This window comes from Mycobacterium hackensackense (assembly GCF_025822555.1).
GTDB classification, from domain to species: domain Bacteria; phylum Actinomycetota; class Actinomycetes; order Mycobacteriales; family Mycobacteriaceae; genus Mycobacterium; species Mycobacterium fluoranthenivorans.
In genome coordinates, this window is record NZ_JACKUC010000029.1 from 533,269 (window position 1) to 552,230 (window position 18,962).

Annotated in this window: 18 protein-coding genes; 7 read left to right on the top strand and 11 right to left on the bottom strand. The window is 67.7% G+C overall.

Annotation, left to right across the window (positions count from 1 at the left end; genetic code table 11):
- Nucleotide 1: 1 nt before the first annotated feature.
- Nucleotides 2-1,255, bottom strand: a complete 1,254-nt coding sequence (locus H7J86_RS05695; protein WP_267289822.1) for a glycosyltransferase — start codon at nt 1,253-1,255, stop codon at nt 2-4.
- Between the two features lie 100 nt (nt 1,256-1,355).
- Nucleotides 1,356-1,895 (bottom strand): NADPH-dependent FMN reductase, encoded by a 540-nt coding sequence (locus H7J86_RS05700; RefSeq protein ID WP_090357121.1) that lies wholly within the window; start codon nt 1,893-1,895, stop codon nt 1,356-1,358.
- Nucleotides 1,896-1,986: 91 nt separating this feature from the next.
- Between H7J86_RS05700 and H7J86_RS05705 the strand changes: the two genes are divergently transcribed.
- Together H7J86_RS05705 and H7J86_RS05710 are read left to right on the top strand one after the other, a co-directional pair.
- On the top strand, nt 1,987-2,595 hold the full coding sequence (locus H7J86_RS05705) for a TetR/AcrR family transcriptional regulator (RefSeq protein ID WP_267289824.1): 609 nt from the start codon (nt 1,987-1,989) through the stop codon (nt 2,593-2,595).
- Entirely contained in the window at nt 2,592-3,629 is a 1,038-nt protein-coding gene (locus H7J86_RS05710) for a DNA polymerase IV (RefSeq protein ID WP_267289826.1), read from the top strand. Before H7J86_RS05705 ends, H7J86_RS05710 begins: the two co-directional genes overlap by 4 nt.
- Nucleotides 3,630-3,646: 17 nt before the next feature.
- Here H7J86_RS05710 and H7J86_RS05715 read toward each other — a convergent pair whose 3' ends face one another.
- Nucleotides 3,647-4,090 (bottom strand): GNAT family N-acetyltransferase, encoded by a 444-nt coding sequence (locus H7J86_RS05715; RefSeq protein ID WP_208410197.1) that lies wholly within the window; start codon nt 4,088-4,090, stop codon nt 3,647-3,649.
- A gap of 54 nt (nt 4,091-4,144) precedes the next feature.
- Here H7J86_RS05715 and H7J86_RS05720 point away from each other — a divergent pair, with 54 nt between their 5' ends.
- Nucleotides 4,145-5,299 (top strand): AAA family ATPase, encoded by a 1,155-nt coding sequence (locus H7J86_RS05720; protein WP_267289828.1) that lies wholly within the window; start codon nt 4,145-4,147, stop codon nt 5,297-5,299.
- A gap of 9 nt (nt 5,300-5,308) precedes the next feature.
- On the opposite strand, the gene H7J86_RS05725 is transcribed toward H7J86_RS05720, so the two are convergent.
- Both H7J86_RS05725 and H7J86_RS05730 read right to left on the bottom strand, forming a co-directional pair.
- On the bottom strand, nt 5,309-6,172 hold the full coding sequence (locus H7J86_RS05725; protein WP_090357127.1) for an SDR family oxidoreductase: 864 nt from the start codon (nt 6,170-6,172) through the stop codon (nt 5,309-5,311).
- A 26-nt stretch (nt 6,173-6,198) separates the two neighbouring features.
- The gene (locus H7J86_RS05730; RefSeq protein WP_090357129.1) at nt 6,199-6,843 is read right to left on the bottom strand and encodes a TetR/AcrR family transcriptional regulator; all 645 of its coding nucleotides are present in this window, start codon (nt 6,841-6,843) and stop codon (nt 6,199-6,201) included.
- A 197-nt stretch (nt 6,844-7,040) separates the two neighbouring features.
- Here H7J86_RS05730 and H7J86_RS05735 point away from each other — a divergent pair, with 197 nt between their 5' ends.
- The gene (locus H7J86_RS05735) at nt 7,041-8,471 is read left to right on the top strand and encodes a cytochrome P450 (protein ID WP_267290601.1); all 1,431 of its coding nucleotides are present in this window, start codon (nt 7,041-7,043) and stop codon (nt 8,469-8,471) included.
- Between the two features lie 66 nt (nt 8,472-8,537).
- On the opposite strand, the gene H7J86_RS05740 is transcribed toward H7J86_RS05735, so the two are convergent.
- The 3 genes from H7J86_RS05740 to H7J86_RS05750 form a co-directional block, all read right to left on the bottom strand.
- A complete protein-coding gene (locus tag H7J86_RS05740; protein ID WP_267289830.1) occupies nt 8,538-8,924 on the bottom strand; it encodes a homocitrate synthase in 387 nt (128 codons plus the stop codon).
- Between the two features lie 159 nt (nt 8,925-9,083).
- Entirely contained in the window at nt 9,084-9,869 is a 786-nt protein-coding gene (locus H7J86_RS05745; protein ID WP_187098863.1) for a Fic family protein, read from the bottom strand.
- On the bottom strand, nt 9,869-10,978 hold the full coding sequence (locus H7J86_RS05750; protein ID WP_267289831.1) for a putative nucleotidyltransferase substrate binding domain-containing protein: 1,110 nt from the start codon (nt 10,976-10,978) through the stop codon (nt 9,869-9,871). The genes H7J86_RS05745 and H7J86_RS05750 overlap by 1 nt, the downstream gene beginning before the upstream one ends.
- 141 nt (nt 10,979-11,119) lie before the next feature.
- On the opposite strand from H7J86_RS05750, the gene H7J86_RS05755 reads away from it, so the two are divergent.
- Nucleotides 11,120-12,655, top strand: a complete 1,536-nt coding sequence (locus tag H7J86_RS05755; protein ID WP_187098862.1) for an amino acid permease — start codon at nt 11,120-11,122, stop codon at nt 12,653-12,655.
- Nucleotides 12,656-12,751: 96 nt separating this feature from the next.
- Nucleotides 12,752-13,486, top strand: a complete 735-nt coding sequence (locus tag H7J86_RS05760) for a sulfite exporter TauE/SafE family protein (RefSeq protein ID WP_276065091.1) — start codon at nt 12,752-12,754, stop codon at nt 13,484-13,486.
- Between the two features lie 22 nt (nt 13,487-13,508).
- On the opposite strand, the gene H7J86_RS05765 is transcribed toward H7J86_RS05760, so the two are convergent.
- Both H7J86_RS05765 and H7J86_RS05770 read right to left on the bottom strand, forming a co-directional pair.
- Nucleotides 13,509-14,861 carry a neutral zinc metallopeptidase gene (locus tag H7J86_RS05765; protein ID WP_090357137.1) on the bottom strand — a complete coding sequence of 451 codons (1,353 nt, stop codon included), beginning with the start codon at nt 14,859-14,861 and terminating at the stop codon, nt 13,509-13,511.
- A gap of 129 nt (nt 14,862-14,990) precedes the next feature.
- A complete protein-coding gene (locus H7J86_RS05770) occupies nt 14,991-15,770 on the bottom strand; it encodes an SDR family NAD(P)-dependent oxidoreductase (RefSeq protein WP_187098861.1) in 780 nt (259 codons plus the stop codon).
- A gap of 139 nt (nt 15,771-15,909) precedes the next feature.
- Here H7J86_RS05770 and H7J86_RS05775 point away from each other — a divergent pair, with 139 nt between their 5' ends.
- Nucleotides 15,910-17,427: a molybdopterin-dependent oxidoreductase gene (locus tag H7J86_RS05775; protein WP_267290603.1), complete on the top strand. Its 1,518-nt coding sequence runs from the start codon at nt 15,910-15,912 to the stop codon at nt 17,425-17,427.
- Here the strand turns inward: H7J86_RS05775 and H7J86_RS05780 are convergent.
- On the bottom strand, nt 17,424-18,881 hold the full coding sequence (locus H7J86_RS05780; RefSeq protein ID WP_235683612.1) for a purine-cytosine permease family protein: 1,458 nt from the start codon (nt 18,879-18,881) through the stop codon (nt 17,424-17,426). The genes H7J86_RS05775 and H7J86_RS05780 overlap by 4 nt on opposite strands.
- Nucleotides 18,882-18,962 lie beyond the last annotated feature (81 nt).

Here is an 18,962-nt window from a genome sequence, read left to right on the forward strand (position 1 = left end):
CTCATCCCTTCGCCGCGGTGACGTCGAGTAGCCGCCGCTCCACGAGGTCCGCTCCACGCATGACGCCACCGGCCGCGGCGAACCCGGCGGCCACGCGCTCGGCGCCCGCGCGCATTGTCATCGCCTCCGCGACGGCGGCTCGCAATCGGGACGGGTCGAGCCGGCGGGCCGACAGCCGGCTGCCGCACCCGGCCACCTGGACCCGGCGCGCCACCTCGAACTGGTCACGCCCGTAGGGCACGACACATACCGGAACTCCGCGGGCGAGGGCCTTCTGGGTGACACCCATACCGCCGTGGGTGATGGCACACACCGCGTGGTCGAGCACGGCCCCGTGGTCGACGAAACGGCGGACGGTGCCGTTGGCAGGAACGTCGACACCGGCGGGCACTCCGCAGGGAAAGGTCGCCACGACGCGTACCGGTTCATCGGCCAGTGCCGCGAGGGCCGTGACCGGCAAGGCGTCGTCACCCTGGCGTTCCGAGGATGTGGTCACCAAGACTGTCGGTCCGAGAAAGACCTCGGTGGGTGGGCCGGCGGATCGATGCTCGCACGGACCGATCAGGACGACGCGCTCGTCCCAGTCGGGATGCGGGTACTCGAACGGCTCGGCGGTGCCCACCAGCACCAGCGGCGCACGCAGCACAAAGTCGTCGCCGGAGGTGAGCGGTGTGGTGCCGAGCAACCGGTGCAGCCGATTCACCGGCTCCAGCATCTCCCGCTCAAGCAGCCGGCGGGTCATCGCGCCCACCGCGGCGTCACGCCACCGGCCCAGCACTCCCGATCTCGGCGCCAGCCCGGGCCCGAAGGGTGGACTGGTCCGCGACGACAGGTAGGGCGGGTAGGGCCAGAACGTCGCCCAGGGCAGCGCCGCGGCTTCGGTGGCCACCGGGGCACCCCAACAATTCGTGTCGAGGATGACGGCATCCGGCGACACGGCCTCGATGGCGCGGCGCACATCCTCCACCTCGAGCGCCGCGCGTTCGGCGAAGACCTCGAATCCGCGCCGAAGCGCTCCCAGCCCGGTGCGCGCCGTCCAGTCAGTCATCGCGACCGCTTCGATTCCGGGATCGACGGCCGCGGTGTCCAAACCCGCGGCTGTGCCGATCGGCACGCCGGCGGTCAGGGTGCGGAGCACGATCCGGTGGCCGCGCCGGCGCAGCTCCGTCAGCAGCGCGACAATCGGGTACAGATTGCCCAGCGCCGGAGAGGTGTACGCCAGGATTGTGGTCGGCCGGTCCTGTGAATGTCGCACGTCAACATCCCACGCTTGGGAGCCGAGCCGAATGCGACGGCCCCTCGAGACGGCAGTCTATTGCCTTGACGAGGGGCCGGTGGCGGGATGGCGAACTGGGTCAGCCGACCTCAGCGGCCAGCTTGCCCACCACATCGCGCACATTGGCCACCACGTCGGCGTTCTCGCGGGGGTGCTTACCGTCGAACACCTTCGCCGGGATCGACAGTTTCTCCTCGATCACCCGCGGGCCAGCGATCCCGAACGATTTACGGGTCTCGTCGTGCGCCCACACGCCGCCGTACTGCCCAAATGCCGTGCCGATCACGGCCAGCGGCTTGTCCTTGAGCGCGCCATTGCCGAACGGGCGGGACAGCCAGTCGATGGCGTTCTTGAGTACGCCCGGGATGCTGCCGTTGTACTCGGGCGTGACCACCAGGGTGGCATCGACACCGGCCGCGGCCTCACGCAAAGCCACCACCGAGGCCGGCGCATCCTCGTTGTCGATGTCCTCGTTGTAGTGCGGGAGCTCCCCGAGTCCCTCGTAAAGGCGCACGTCCACCCCGTCCGGGGCCGACTCCACGGCCAGCTCGGCGAGTTGGCGGTTCACCGACGCGGCACGCAGGCTGCCCAGCAGAACCAGAACCTTGGTATCCGACATTTTCACTCCCCAGTCTGTACGGTCGTTCGTATCGTCACATACCTTAACCGGACTGTGGTCCGAATAATTCCGGCTGAGTTAAAGTGCAGGTATGGGCGCCCCTGACCCCCTCATCGCGTTGCCGTTGACCGGCGCCGCCCCGCACGAACGGGGTGACGCCGCGCGCAATCGCGCCCTCCTACTGGACGCGGCCCGGCGGCTCATCGCAGAACGCGGTGCCGACGGGATGTCGATGGACGATGTCGCCGCCGCGGCCGGGGTCGGCAAGGGCACCTTGTTCCGGCGCTTCGGCAGCCGGGCCGGCCTGATGATCGTCCTGCTCGACGAGGACGAGAAAGCCGAACAACAAGCCTTCATGTTCGGCCCGCCCCCGCTGGGCCCCGGGGCCCCACCATTGACCCGTCTGCTCGCCTACGGCCGGGAACGGCTGCGGTTCGTGCGCACGCACCACGCGCTGCTCTCGGATGCCAACCGCGACCCGCAGATGCGCTTCAACTCCCCCGCCACGCTGCATCACACGCACGTGCGCATGCTGCTCGAATCCGCGGGAACCACAGGCGATCTCGATGCCCAAGCGGATGCGCTCCTGGCGCTGCTGGACGCCGACTACGTCGAACACCAGATCCATGACCGTGGCCAGGACCTGGACCGCCTCGGCGATGCGTGGGAGTGCGTGGCCCGCAAACTCTGTGGCACGTGAAACCCTGGATTCTGCACGTCGACCTGGACCAGTTCCTGGCCTCGGTCGAATTGCGACGCCACCCCGAACTCGCCGGCCTGCCGGTGATCGTCGGCGGCTCGGGCGATCCGACCGAACCCCGCAAGGTGGTCACCTGCGCCTCATATGAGGCCCGCGAGGTCGGCGTGCACGCCGGCATGCCCTTGCGCACCGCGGCCCGGAAATGCCCCGACGCCACCTTCCTGCCGTCGGATCCGGCCGCCTATGACGAGGCCTCCGAACAGGTGATGGGCCTGCTGCGCGATCTCGGCCATCCCCTCGAGGTGTGGGGCTGGGACGAGGCGTACCTCGCAGCCGCCGTGGACGATCCGTTCGACCTGGCCGAGCGGATCCGCACGGTGATCGCCGCCGAGACCGGGCTGTCCTGTTCGGTCGGCATCAGCGACAACAAGCAGCGCGCCAAGGTGGCCACCGGTTTCGGCAAGCCGGCCGGCGTGTACCAGCTCACCGACGCCAACTGGATGACCGTGATGGGCGACCGCCCGGTCGACGCTCTCTGGGGTGTCGGGCCCAAGACCTCGAAAAAGCTTGCCACCCTGGGTATCACCACCGTCGCCGACCTGGCGTCCACGGACGCGACCACCCTCGTCGCCGCCTTCGGGCCCAGCACCGGACTCTGGATCCTGCTGCTGGCCAAAGGTGGTGGCGACGACACCGTCAGCACCCAACCGTGGGTGCCCCGCTCACGCAGTCATGTGGTGACCTTCACGCACGATCTCGTCGACCGCGCCGAGATGGACGCCGCCGTCACCGAACTGGCACAGCGCACCCTCACCGAAGTCGTCGAGGCCGGACGCACCGTCACCCGGGTCGCGGTCACGGTGCGAACCAACACCTTCTTCACCCGCACCAAGATTCGCAAGCTGGCCGTCGCCGGCACCGAGCCCGGCCCCATCGCCGCGACGGCGCTGGAACTGCTCGGGGAGTTCGACCTGGACCGCCCTATCCGCTTGCTCGGGGTACGGCTGGAATTGGAGATGCCGCAGACGCATTGAGCACCGGACGGCACCGGTCACAGATCGGCGCTGAGCCAGACCGAGTCCTCGATACCGAACCCGTGGCGCTGGTAGAACCGGCGAGCGGCCGAGTTGCGCGCCTCGGTCTCCAAGAACACCGATGCCGCGCCGGCCTCTCGTGCCGCAGACATCGCGTGGCGCAACAGCGCACTGCCCAGGCCACCCCCGCGTTCGCTGACATAGAGCTCGTCGACCAGACACTCCAAGCCCCCGGATTCCAGCGACCAACCCCAGGTCGTCACCGTGTAACCGACCGCCGCGCCCGCACGCATGCCCAGCCAGACCTGTCCCCGCCTGTCGTCTTGCAGCAGCGGCTCGAGGCCCGCAGCGACCCGCTCGGCGTCGAAGTGGTGGCCGTCGATTACATAGAAATCGGCGATGAGCTGAAACAGCGTGCCGCGGTCGTCCACACCGGCCCGCCGGATATCGAAGTCAGGCACCGCCAGAACATAACGTAGCCCCGAGTGTCGGGGCCAGCCAATAACCTGGGCGGCATGCTGAGCACCATCGCGATCCGCGGCTACCGCTCGTTGCGCGACATCACCGTGCCGCTGGGCGATCTGACCGTCATCACCGGCGCCAACGGCACCGGAAAATCCTCGGTGTATCGGGCGTTGCGCCTGCTGGCCGACTGCGGTCGGGGCGCGGTGATCGGCTCGCTGGCCCACGAGGGCGGACTGGAATCGGTGCTGTGGGCCGGCCCCGAACAGACCTCCGGCGCCCGTCGCACCGGCAAGAGTACCGGCACCACCCGCACCCGCCCGGTATCACTGGAACTCGGGTTCGCTTCGGATGATTTCGGCTATCTGATCGACCTCGGCCTGCCGCAGTACGCCGGGCCGAACTCCGCCTTCGCCCGCGATCCGGAGATCAAACGCGAGGCGGTGTTCGCCGGGCCCGTCGCCCGGCGCAGTGCCGTCCTGATCCGGCGCGCCGGTGAGTACGCCGAGGTGAGCGCGGAGTCCGGCCGCGGCTTCGACCCCTTGACCCGCGGGCTACCCGGCTACCACAGCGTGTTGTCCGAATTCGCGCATCCGGGAACACATCCCGAGCTGGCGGCCGTCCGAGACAGGCTGCGCAGCTGGCGCTTCTACGACGGCTTCCGGGTGGACGCCGCCGCGCCTGCGCGACGGCCCCAGATCGGGACCCGCACCCCGGTACTCTCCGACGACGGCACCGATCTGGCCGCCGCCGTGCAGACCATCCTGGAGGTCGGCCAGGACGATCTGGCCCGGGCGGTGGCCGACGCCTTCGACGGGGCCACCATCTCCGTCGCCGTCCACGACGGACTGTTCGAGCTTCACCTGCACCAGCAAGGCATGTTGCGCCCGCTGCGGGCGGCCGAATTATCCGACGGCACACTGCGTTTCCTGCTCTGGGGTGCCGCGTTGACATCGCCGCGGCCGCCTTCCCTGATGGTGCTCAACGAGCCCGAGACCTCCCTGCATCCTGATCTCGTCGCACCGCTGGCGGAGATGATCCGCTCCGCCGCCACCCGCACGCAGGTCGTCGTCATCACCCATGCCGCCGCATTGGTGCAGCGGCTCGCCGCGGATTCGGAAGTGGCGCTGTACAAGGAGTGGGGTGAGACCCGGGTCCAAGGCCAGACCCTGCTCACCGCGCCGGCCTGGGACTGGGGTAAACGCTGACCTATCTGTTCAGTCGCGGTCGGTTAACCGGCCCGGCCGCAGGGCCCGCGTGAACAACAGGTTCGCCCGTCTCATGGCCACGCTGTAGGGCCACCACGCGAGCCGCTTGAACAGGTACAGCGCCCGGATATCGGTCGAGGTGTAGATCAGGAACCGGTTGCGCGCCACCCCTTGCAGGATCTTGGCGGCGGCGTGCTCCGGGGACACCGCATGCCCGGAGAAGCGGTCCACCCATTTCGCCACCCGGGGATGGTCACGGTCCACGCCGGCGATCTGAACCGTCTGCACCAGAGGGGTTTTCACCGCTCCCGGCACCACCACCGACACCCCGATGCGGTGCCGGGCCAGGTCGAAGCGCAAGACCTCGCTCAGCCCGCGCAACCCGTACTTGCTGGCGCTGTAGGCGGCGTGCCACGGCAGTGCGACGATGCCGGCCGCCGACGACACGTTGACCAGATGCCCGCCACGGCGCGCAGCCACCATCGGCGGCAGGAATGTCTCGATCACGTGGATCGGCCCCATCAGGTTGACGTCGATCATCGACTTCCAGTGCTGATGGGTCAGGGTGGACACGGTGCCCCACGCGGAGATGCCCGCGATATTGCACACCAGGTCCATCGAGCCGTACGCGGCGTGGATATCGGCGGCGAAGGCGCTGACCGCGTCGAAGTCGGAGATGTCCAAAACCCGGTGCAGCAGCACCTTGCCGCCCAGCGCCTCGGCGTCGGCGGCGGTGACCGCCAGCCCATCGGCATCCCGGTCGGTGAGGAACAATTCGGCGCCGTCGGCGGCTAGCCGGAGCGCGGTGGCGCGACCGATACCGCTCGCCGCCCCTGTCAGGAGGCAACGTTTGCCCGCGAACGTGTCCGGCATGGCCCAGATGCTACCGGCGGTACCGATCAGACGGTGTTACCGCCCCACAGGGCATGCAGCCACAACTTCTCCAGCACGCTGACGATGCGGTCCCGGTCATTGCCCGGCCCCAGGGACGGCAGGTCACCCGAGAACGCCATCACCGTCGTGGCGCCGAGGGTCCGGATCAGCGTCGGGATGTCCTCGGAGATCGGATGCGCGTTACCGGCGGCGATCTCGCCCTCGACCACCGCGATGATCTGTTCGATCACCGTCAGCATCTGCTCGTCCTGGATGCGGCGGATCTCGGCGTCGGTGGCACGGGCGGCGTAGCAGGCCGACATCACCGGATCGTTGTGCGCGAATGTCAGCGCGGCGCTGCCGACCATCCGCTTGGCGAAGGCCGCCGGGGTCTCCTCGGGTCCGCGGGGCGCGAAATGCTGGGTGAGCTCCTCGAGTTCGCGCGTCGCCTCGTCCAGGATCTGGGCCAATACCGCATATTTGGTGTCGAAGTAGAAGTAGAAACCCGACCGGGCGACGCCGGCGCGCTCGCTGATCATGCTCACCGACAGATCTGCGAAGGGCTTCTCCTCAAGCAGTTCGCGAACGGCGGCGACGATGGCATCGCGTTGCCGGTCCCCCCGGCTGCGACGGACCGGCTGATCCGGCACCGATTCCGGCTGTGCAGTCATGAATTAGACCTTTGCATCGCGGCGCGCCATTGCAAAACTTGACATGCGTCAAGTCTGGCATACAGGATGACTTCCACGAGTGACATCGACCACACGTCTGTTAGCCCGACGATCTTCTCAGGAGCTCCGCAGTGTCGACCAACACCAAACCCGCCATCAGCACTCCGGCCTATCTTCTCGATCAGGCCAGGCGCCGCATGACCCCGACCCCGGTGACCATCCCCGGGATGGGCACCATCGAGAAGCGGTTGCTGGCGCACGAGTGGGATGAGTTCCCGCTGGCTCCCGCGCCGCCGGAAAGCGGATTGAAGACGGTCATGGGCGACGCCGGACTGCCGGTGTTCGGGCACATGATCGAGATGTTCCGCGGCGGTCCGGACTTCCTGCTGCACCTGTACCGCAAATACGGCCCGGTGCACTACATGTTCTCGCCGGTGTTGCCCGCGGTGCTGGCACTGGGGCCGGATGCCACCCAGGCCGTGTTCTCCAACCGCAACAAGGATTTCTCGCAGCGCGCCTGGGATCCGGTGATCGGGCCGTTCTTCGAGGGCGGCCTGATGCTGCGCGACTTCGACGACCACATGTTCCACCGCCGGATCATGCAGGAGGCGTTCACCCGCAGCCGGCTGACCGGCTACGTCGAGCACATCGACTCGGTGGCAAGCCACGTGCTGGCCAACGACTGGGTGGCCAACGACAAGCGGTTCCTGTTCTTTCCCGCGGTCAAGGAGTTGACGCTGGACATCGCCTCGGTGGTGTTCATGGGCCACGAACCCGGTGCCGACCGGGAACTGGTCACCACCATCAACCACGCCTTCACCACCACCACGCGCGCCGGGAACGCGATCGTGCGCAAGCCGGTGCCGCCGTTGAGCTGGTGGCGCGGGATCAAGGCTCGCGAGACGCTGGAGAACTACTTCAACGGCCGCCTCGCCGAGAAGCGCGCGTCGGGCGACACCGACATGTTCAGCGTGCTGTGCCACGCCGAGGACGAGGACGGTCAGCGGTTCACCGACGAGGACATCGTCAGCCACATGATCTTCCTGATGATGGCGGCCCACGACACCTCGACGTCGACCCTGACCACGATGGCCTATCACCTGGCCGCCAACCCGGAGTGGCAGGAGCGCTGCCGGGAGGAGTCCGAGCGGATCGGCGACGGCCCGCTGGACATCGAGGCACTGGAGAAACTGGAAACCTACGATCTGGTGATCAACGAGGCCCTGCGGATGCAGACCCCGCTGCCGTTCAACTTCCGCCAGACCGTGCGTGACACCGATCTGCTGGGGTACTACCTGCCGGCCGGGACCAATGTGATGACCTGGCCGTCGATGAACCACCGGCTCGAAGAGCTGTGGACGAACCCGGAGAAGTTCGATCCCGACCGCTTCACCGAACCGCGCAATGAGCACAAGGGGCACCGGTACGCGTTCGCGCCGTTCGGCGGGGGTGCGCACAAGTGCATCGGCATGGTCTTCGGCCAGCTGGAGATCAAGACCGTCATGCACCGCCTGCTGCGCCGCTACCGCCTCGAGCTGACCCACCCCGGGTACAAGCCGCACTACGACTACGGCGGCATGCCCGTGCCGATCGACGGTATGCCGATCGTGCTGCGCCCCATTCGCTGATCGGCTCGACTGGCCGGTTATGGCACACGTTTCACGAAAACGCGTGCCATAACCGGCCTTTCGGCGTTATGCGAGCCGGTTCGCGCAGGCGACGAACGCGCGCAGCGCGGATTCGGTCGGCGACTCCGACCAGCCGATCGCCCATTCGATGCGGACGCCGTCGGTGCCGCGGATGAAGGTCGCGGTCTGCCCGCCGGCACGCAGCTGGTGGAAGTTGAGCATCTCGACGGCGCAGCCCTGCTCATAGAGCAGGCCGGTCAGGGCGGCGAGCGGGGCCGGCGCGGATGCCAGGGCCGCGGCGGTTCGGTCGTCCAGGCTCAGCGGACCGGCACCCGAGAAGGTGGCGGCGACGTCATCCCAGGACATGTCGCCGGCCAGTTCGCGCAGGCCGCGCGGCAGCGGGGTGTCGAAGAAGTCGGCGAAGCGGGGACCGGTGAGGGTGGTGGTGTGCATGGTGTCGGTCTTTCGGCTCTTCGGGAGCGACCGACGGGTAGTAGCGTGCGACCCACAGCGGGGGGTCGGTCTGGATCAGACCCCGCTGCGGAGAGCTACTACGACAATGCGATGCACGTGGGCGAGGTTAGCCGCAGCTTCGGGGTCCGCGCAACCCTTTTACGGGTCGCCGACCGCGCGCACCAGCAGCGGGATGAACGGCCGGTGGTTGGCTCGCCCGTCCCGACGGAACGGCATGCTGTCCGCCGATGCGCTGTACCAGTCGGCGCGGGTGATTCCGGAGAGGTCGAGCGGATACCCGCACTGGGCCGCCACGGTGTGCAGCAGCAGGGTCCCGGTGCGGCCGTTGCCCTCGCGGAACGGGTGCACCTGGTTGTAGTCGGCATAGAGCCGGGACAGCTCATAGGCCAGCGCCGGCGCGTCGGGCGGCCGGTCGGTCACCAACGCGCGCGCGTGCCCGGTGATCTCGTCCATCCGGGCGCCGATATCGGCCTGCCATCCGAAGGCGACGTCACCGCGGCGCAGTTCGGTGATCCGGTACTCCCCCGCCCATGCGTACACGTCACCGAACACCTGCTGGTGGATCACCCGCGCATCGAGATCGCCGGTGCCGACCTGCCCGGCGGCGATCCGCTGCTGCCACCCGAGGATGCGGCCCGCGGTCGCGGTGAATTCCAGCTCGATCAGCGCCGACGGCTCGGTGACGCCGAAATTGTTGCGCAACACCGTCGTTCCTGGAATCAGATACGGGATACGACGTCGCAGCACCCAGCGCCGCGGTGCCGGCGCGGGCGGTGGATACCGGGCCCGGTAGCCGGCCAGATACTCCCCGAAACTCAGCTCGGCACGCGCCAGCCGACCCAGGTCGGCCAGCTGCTCATCGGTGGGCCGCCAGCCCTCCAGCCGCTGCGCGGCGACGGTCTGGCGCAGCGCGCCGGCTTCCACTACCGGAACGCCGACGTCGATGCCAGGAAGGTGAGCTTGCGGCTGATCCCTGCCACCTCGCGGTGCACGCCACGCAGAACCGCCCGTTCATGCGGGGCGATATCGGCCAGGGTGACCACGTCCGACACCGGCCTGCCCTGCAGCCAGGGACCGGCCCGCAACCGCCAGCGGAACCTGGTCAGCCACAGGAAGCACTCGTGCAGTGTCGAAACATCCTCGGCATCAAGGATATTGGCCGCACCCGCAGCATCCAGGCGACCGAGGGTGGACACTGCCACCGATCCCGCAGACAGGCCGGCCCAGCGGGCGATCTTCACCACCGGATCCACCATCGCCGCCTTCATGTCGACGGTGTCGGCGTGCCGGGAGAAGATGCGCAGCCGGGACGGGAAACCGGCGCGCAGGGTGGTGGCGTCGTCGAGCATCGCCTGACGAGCCGCATAATGGCGCCGCGCCGCCTCGACCGTGTGGGCGCGCAGTACATCCTCTGCGATCCCGGGGTGCCGTCCCGCCACGGCCGCGTCGGCCAATCCCGCCACGGCCGCGTCGGCCAATCCCACCGCGGCCGCGTCGGCCATCAGTCCGGTCATCACCACCCCGCGGTCCTCGCGCGGGTCGGCCGCCCAGCGTTCGATGCCCTCGGTCCAGCTGGCCATCCGGCGGCAGAACCGCGGCCGGCTGGCCAGCACCCCGTTGCCGTCGCCCTGGATGCCACAGCGTTCCAGCAGCGCGTGCACCTCGGCGGCCCGCGCCATCAGAGCGACCTTGCGCTCGTCGGAGACGGCGTCGGACAGGGCGACCATGGTCTCGACATCGGAACCGGGCGCGGCCTCACCGCGCGCGACGCTGCCGGAGACGAACCAGCTCCAGTCCGCGGCACCGTCGATCGCTGTCAACCGGACCGCTGCCGCGACACCGCCGCGCAACACCTCCGACCAGCCCGCGGCCAGGGCCGGCGCCGGCGTGTGCGCCGCCAGCTCCGCGGTCACGGCCTGCCGGGCCTGGCCGACCCCCGCACGCAACGCGGCCTCGTCACCTGCGGCATCGATGACTCCGAGGGCTGCGGCGATACCGTGACCGGAGGGGGTGTCGGGACTTTCTGGAGGCACGGACTCGATTGTCACTCGCTTGCTCCCACGGTGCAGGTCACACAGATGTGACAGCTTCGAAATGCGCGGATCAAAAACACAGGCTAATTTCTATCGCACGATAGTTATTCCATCCAGCTTTTCTCACCCCAGGAGCACCGTATGTCCGCCACCTTCGATCCGGCGATCTCCTCACAGGAGGACGCCGCCACCCTGGAGGAGCTCGGCTATACGCAGGAGTTGCACCGCGGCATCGGCGGTTACGCCGCTTTCGCCTCGGGCTTCTCCTTCGTGTCGATCCTCACCACCGTGTTCGCGTTCTTCCCGCTCGGTTTCGCACTCGGCGGGCCGGCGTTCTTCTTCACCTGGCCCATCGTGTTCATCTGTCAGTTCTGCGTGTGCCTCGTCTTCGCCGAACTGTCCGGCAAGTTCCCGGTTGCCGGCGCCATCTACCAGTGGTCGCGGCGGCTCGCCGGTAACGCCGTGGGCTGGTTCGCCGGCTGGTTCATGCTGATCGGCTACATCGTCTCGATCGCCGCGCTGGCCATCGCCATGCAGACGGTGCTCCCGCCGATCTGGAGCGGATTCCAGATCGTCGGCACCGATATGGATCCCCTGTCGGTGGACGGGGCCACCAACGGCATCATCCTGGGCGCGGTGACGATCGTGCTGTGCACCATCATCAGCGCGGCCGGGGTGCGGTTCATGGCGCGTATCACCGTCACCGGCGTCACCCTGGAGATCATCGGCGTCATCCTGATCATCGGCGCCATGTTCTTCACCGCCGAGCGCAGTCCCGTCCAGGCCGTCGCCGACACCGGCGGCCACGGCTCGGGTATCCACTACCTGCCGGCCTTTCTGGCCTCGATGTTGATGGCCGCCTACGTGATGTACGGATTCGACAGCGCCGCAGAGCTTTCCGAGGAGACCAAGGACCCCCGACGCACCGCCCCGAAAGCGATCGTCAACGCCCTGCTGGTGTCGTTCGTCGGCGGTGGACTGATGATCGTCGCGGCCCTCATGTCGGCTCCCGCGCTCGGTGACGACCTCGCCACCGGCGGTATGGCCTGGGTCATCGAAAGCCAGCTCGACACCTGGCTGGGCAAAACCCTGCTGGGACTGGTCGCCGTCGCGATGTTCTCCGCCACGCTGGCCATCCAGGCCTCCGCCTCCCGGGTGATGTTCTCCATGGCCCGCGACAACCGGCTGCCGTTCGGCACGTTCCTGGCCAAGGTGAACAAGCGCACCGGCACCCCCGTGATCACCGGGGTGGCGGTCAGCCTGCTGGCCATCGCCGTCCTGCTGGTCAACCTCGGCCAGGCCAGTGTGTTCGCGGCCATCGCGTCGGTCTCGGTGGTGATCGTCTATCTGGCCTACCTGATGGTGACCGTGCCGGCGTTGATCCACCGGCTGCGGGGCACCAGCCTGTCCCATGGCAAACCGGTGATGGATCTGGGCCGCTGGGGCATCCCGGTGAACCTGGTCGCGGTGGTGATGGGCGGGCTGCTGGTGGTCAACATCGGCTGGCCCCGTCAGGAGGTCTACAACCCGGCCGGCGACTCGTGGTTCCTGCAGTACTTCGCGGTGATCTTCGTCGCACTGACCTTGGCCGTGGGGTACATCGCCTACCGGGTGGTGCGTGATCGTGAAGGCGCTCCCGACCCAGCTGACGCACTGGTTTCGCCCAAGAAGAAGTAGCAAGACCGCACCGGAATCCCGCCCCCGTATCGGCGGGGGCGGGATTCCGCCGGCACGGGGACGCTGGGCCAGGATGGGCCGGTGACGTGGTCGGAGATGCTGCTGTTGTTCGCCGCCGGAATCGGCGGCGGCCTGACCGGCAGCATCGCCGGACTGGCGTCGGTGTCCACCTATCCGGCGCTGCTGCTCGTCGGGCTGCCGCCGGTGACCGCCAATGTCACCAACACCGTGGCGCTGGTGTTCAACGGCATCGGTTCGGTGTGGGGTTCGCTGCCCGAGCTGCGGGGCCAGAGCGCCAAGTTGCGCAGGATGGTCCCGACGGCGGTGCTCGGCGGAGCGGCCGGCGCGGCACTGCTGCTGTCCATCCCCGCCGAGGGGTTCGAGAAGGTGGTGCCGGTGCTGCTGGCGGCGTCATCGTTGGTCATCGCGCTACCCGTGCGCAACAACGTCGACCGGCCCCGCCACACCGGACACCTGGTGCTGCAGGCCCTCCTGGTGTTGGCGATCTGCGTCTACGGCGGGTTCTTCGGAGCCGCCGCGGGAGTGCTGCTGCTGGCGCTGTTCCTGCGCACCGGCAGCGCCACCCTGGCCGACGCCAACGCCACCAAGAACGTGGTGCTCGGCGTCGCCAACGCCGTGGCCGCGTTGGGCTTCATCGTGTTCGCCCCGGTGAGCTGGGCCGCCGTGGTGCCGCTGGGACTGGGTTGCCTGATCGGCTCACGACTGGGGCCGGTCGTGGTACGCCACGCCCCGGCCACCCCGCTACGCCTGCTCATCGCCCTCGCCGGGCTGGGCCTAGCCGTCAAACTCGGCTACGACACCTACCGCTGAAGCCACCTGCTGCTGGGTGTCGTCAGTGCTGGTAGTCCAGGCAGGCCTCGGCACCGTTGATGACGCCCTCACGGAAGGCACGCACCCGGTCGAATCCCGCGCCCTGGCGGTCGGCGTCATCGGCACCGCGGAACACCAGCAGCGCCTTGATCCCCTCATCGAGATCACCCGGCGAGATCGACCACGAGCTGGTCTCCGCCCGGTTGTGCAGGATGACGCTGGCGGTATAGGCCCCGGCGAAGCAGTCACCCCGCGCGGTCGAGGTCTTCTCGTCGGACTCGTCGCCCAGGCGCGTCAGCGCGGCCAGCCCGTACTGCGTCGCCAGCAGTGTGGCCACCGCATAGTCGCCGCCCTGCGTGTACACCCGCGGCATCGTCTGCGCGTTGTCCCAACCGATGTAATCGTCGGGCACGCAGTAGAACAGTGAGAACCCCTCGGCGGACTGGTCACCGCAGTTGGGTGGACTCGAAGGGTCGAACGGTTCCAGGCCGTGCACCGGTGGCCATGCCTTTCCGTCAGCGATCTCCGGATACACGTGAGTCCAGTAGTCCTCCAGGTCGTACGGCACACCGTTGACGATCGAGTCGTACGGGGCGTCACCGCCGTTGGCCGCATCTTCGGGATCGTTGAACGGCAACGCGAGCACCATGGGATCGTCGTCGCGGTAGTCCTTGCATTTCGTGACGCCGTTGTCGAAACCGTCCTGGAACGCGCCGACGCGGTCGAAGCCACTGCCGTGCGCCGACGGATCCAGCTTGTCGGTGCCCACCGGGTCGCGCAGATCCAGGATGCCCGCCAGTGCGGTGTCCAGTTCGCCGCTGGTCACCTCGAACACCTTGTCGTCCTTGGCATGTCGAGCCCAGGCCCCCGCGAAGCAGTCGGCCTGCAATTCGCGGGTGACGGTGCGGGCGGTGAAATTGGACCGCTCCTGGATGGCGTGTCCCCATTCGTGCGCCATCACGATCGGGATGACGAAATCGCCGTACTTGGCTTGCAGATCGGGGAACAGGCCGCTGGAATCCCAGGCGACGACATCCTTGGAGCCGCAGTAGAAGGCGTTGCCCGCGACATCGTCGGGACTCGCGGCGCACGGCGGGGTTTCACCGGTTGACGGGTCCACCGCGAAGAAGCCACCGGCCACCGGCTCGTACTCCTTGCCGTAGAGGTCGGGGAACTGCTTGCCCCAGAACTCCTGCAGGTCGGCGATGGCCTCGATCGCCAGCTGGTTCAACGGGCCCGATGCCTCACCCTGCACCTTGATACCGCTGGTGTCCGGCTTGGCCAGGGCCGAGGATTTGGGGATCTCGACCTTGGGGCTACCGCACGCGGCCACCATCACGACGGCGGCGCACGCCGCGGTGATTCGCTTGAGCATGGGCAAACAGTAGTGCGCCGGCTTGGAATTGGCTTGGAAAAGGCTCCACAAGTGGTGGGCGGGTTTTATCGGCGACTTCGGTGCGATCGGCTGCGCTTACCGCAACCGATCACACCGATATCCTCGGGTCTACTTCGGGGCGAACCGCTGGCCGGCATCCAGTCGTAGGCACTGGCCGTTGAGCATCGGGTTCTCCACGATCGCCACCGCGAGCTTGGCGTACTCCTCGGGCTTGCCCAGGCGCTTCGGGAAGGCGGCATCCTTGGTCAGCACGGTGGCGAACTCGTCCGGAATGCCCTCGGTCAGGCCGGTCGCGAACAGGCTGGGCGCGATGGCCAGCGCGCGAATGCCGAGGCTGCCGAGGTCTCGTGCCATGGTCAGCGAGATTCCGGCGATCGCCGCCTTGGCCGCCGTGTAGGCGACCTGGCCGATCTGGCCCTCGAACGCCGCGATGGACGCCGTGTTGATGATGACGCCGCGCTCCTCGGCCTCTCCGCCGTCTTCCGAGTCGACAAGCTCGTTCTTGCTCATGTGCCATGCCGAGAGTCGGCTGATGTTGAACGTGCCGATGAGGTTGAGGTCGATGGTCTTACGGAACGACTCCAGGCTGTGGGGCCCGTCCTTCTTGACGGTGCGCTCACCGATACCGCCGCCTGCGGTGGTGACCGCGATATGCAGGCCGCCGAGGGCCTCGACCGCAGCTTCGAGCACCGCCTCGGTGCCGTCGAAGTCGGTGACGTCCACCTCGTGGAAGGCGCCGCCGATCTGCTGCGCCACTTCCTTACCCTTCGATTGCGGCCGGTCCAGGATGGCGACGCCGGCCCCCCGCTTGGCCAAGGCCTCCGCGGTGGCGCGACCGAAACCGGATGCCCCACCGACGACGATGGCCTTCTTACCCGAGATCTCCATCTAGCTCCCTTTCGCGGTCATGTTTCCAAAATGGGGTCAGACTGTAACGTCGACCTTCCGGCGACACTTTACGGTAAGCCTTTCGGGGACCTCGCTGGGCTAGCGTGGTTCTGTGACAGCCATCGCCCCCGGTACCCGAATGCTCTGCGGAATCTCCGCCGCGGCGATCACCCTCGGCGTCAGTGCGCTGGCGGCGATCCCGCTGGGCGCGTCCGCCGACGCCCGCACCGCCGTCGGATCGACCGTCATCGACCGCACCCCGGGCCCGGTGAAGGAGTGGGCGATCCAGACCTTCGCCACCTTCGACAAGCTGTTCCTCACGTCGGCGGTGCTCGTCGTCATCGCGATACTGGCCGCGCTGGCCGGGCTGCTGGAGCGCCGCCGGGTGCCCATCGGCAGCGTGATGTTCGCCGCCGCCGGCGCAGCCGGTTGCGCGGCAGTGCTGACCCGCACCGGCGCCGGCCCGCTGGACCTCGTCCCCACCGTTCTCGGCGCGGTGGCCGGAATCGCGGCCCTGCGGTTCCTCGTCTCGGGACGGCTGCTCGACGGGGCGGCCAGCGCCCCGACGAGCACCACCGATACCGATCCGGGCCGCCGGTTATCCCTGGCCGCACTGGGATTGCTCGGCCTGGGGACCCTGGCCACCGCACTCGGGTCCGTGTACGGCGGACGGCTGAACTCGGTGGCAGGCGACCGGAAATCCTTCACCCCGCCGCCGCTGGCCAAACCCGCACCGCCGGTGCCACCGGGTGTACAGCCACCCGGTGTGGACCTGCCCAGCTTCGTGACGGACAACGCCGCCTTCTACCGGATCGACACCGCGCTGTCGGTCCCGCAGCTGGCCAGAGGCGACTGGCAGTTGCGCATCCACGGCCTGGTCGATCACGAAAAGACCTACCGCTTCGATGATCTGGCCTCCTTCGAGCTCATCGAGAAGATGGTCACACTGACCTGTGTGTCCAACCCGGTGGGTGGCGACCTGATCGGCAACGCCGTGTGGACCGGCTACCGGGTGCGCGATCTGCTGGCCGCCGCCGGCGTCCATCCCGACGCCGATATGGTGCTGTCCACCTCCAGCGACGGCTTCACCGCGGGCACCCCGGTGCAGGCTCTCACCGATGACCGCGACGCACTGCTGGCGATCACCATGAACGGCCAGCCCCTGCCCGTCGAACACGGCTACCCGGTGCGCCTGGTGGTGCCAGGACTGTACGGGTACGTCTCGGCCACCAAGTGGGTGGTCGACCTCGAACTCACCAGATATGACCGCGCACAGGCCTATTGGACCAAGCTGGGCTGGTCTCCCAAAGGCCCGATCAAGACGGAGTCCCGCATCGACGTGCCCCGCAGCGGAGCCGACGTGCCGAGGGGACCCACCCGGTTCGGCGGGGTGGCCTGGGCACAGAATCGCGGGGTGCGGGCCGTCGAAGTACGCATCGATGAGGGGCCTTGGCAACCGGCGACTCTCGGGGCTGCGTACTCGAACGACACCTGGCGGCTGTGGAGTTTCGACTGGCAGGCCGAGCAACCCGGCCTACACACCATCACGGTGCGCGCCACCGACAACACCGGTGCGGTGCAGACCGCCGACCTCGCCGACGTGGTGCCAGACGGGGCGACCGGCTGGCACAGCGTCGACTTCGCGGTGAAAGGCTAGACGCCGTCGACGACTCGCGCGTCCGTGTCCTGGTGCACCTCGCCGGACTGCTCGAGCCGTATCCCGTACTGGCGACCCCGGGTGGCGATCGTCAGCGGAATGTAGATCACCGGACCGAGCAGCATGGCGGCAAACGATGCCAGGTACATCGGGTACAACCCCGCCACACCGAGCGCTCCGACCAGCAGGCTGGATCCGAGTGCCACCATGCCGCAGACGTTCCAGTCCTTGACCCATCCGTCCCGATATTCGATGTCGTGGGCGGGAGCCAAGTTCAGCAGCTTGCGGCACACGTAGTAGTCACTGAGCAGGATAAAGATCCAGGTGTTGGTCATGATTCCGGTGACCGCAAGGAACTCCCCGGTGTACTGCAGGATGTTCACCGGGTAGCAGGCGATGCCGGCGACGCACAACGCCACCATCCACCATTGCCGACCAACCCGCTTGGACGCCAGCGCATCCCATGCGTTGGACAGCGCCAGTGAGCCGGAGTAGAGGTTCATGACGTTGATGCGCACCTGGGTGATGACGGCGAAGATGACTCCCAAGACTCCCATCACGACCGCGAAGATCAGGCCGGGATCGGTTGCCGAGAGCTGACGCTGCGTATCCGTACCGTCGAAATGCCCGAGCATGGTGAAGCCGAGCAGCACACCGAACAACATGACGACCACGATCATGGCCAGCTCGACGAACATGAGGCCCGCAGTGCCGGCATAGCCGACCGAACGCTTGACGAACCGGCCATAGTCGGTCGCGATCAACGCCTGGAAAACCACCTGGCCATTGGCCAGGCTCATCGCCTGCCACATCGACGTCGCGGTCAGCCCGCCCTGCGCCGCCCACTCCCCCGGGCCCACCAGCACGTAGCCATTCGCCAGCATCACCATGCCGATCACGAACAGGATGACGAAGATCGGCAGCCCGAAGCGTTGCAGCAGGTTCATGGAGTGCATTCCACGCCAGGAGAAATACAGTGCCGCGGCGGCGATCACGGCGAAGACCACCGTCGCCTGTCCCGAGTCGATAGGGATACCCAGCAGATGGCTCAGGCCGTGCGAGACGATGCTGCCTTCGAAGACGAAGTAGAAGACATAGTTGACGGCGTACACGATGGAGGCGATCGCCGAGCCCTTGGCGCCGAAGCCGAGGCCCCGCGACAACAAGGTGAGCGACAGGCCCTCCTGGCTGGCGATGCGCATCACCAGCGCACCGATGATCGTCGCGCCGATCACCATGTAGGCCACCGGAATCAGGAACATCGGCCAGCCCACCAGGAAGCCGATCTGGCCGCCCAGGGCGAACCAGAACATCGCCGTGATGTTGCCGCTCAGGACGAGGAGCACGGCGGGGCGTCGCCACCGTTGATCGTCGGGCACGCGGGTGGTCGCATAGCTCTCGACCTGCTCGTCGAGACTTGTCGCAGGACCCTGGAAATAGCTTTTGAGGGACAAGGATTCACCTTCTTCGGATGGACACCCCCCTTCGGGGGTGTGACGTAGCGACCGTCGGCATGAACTGACACGACGGGACCG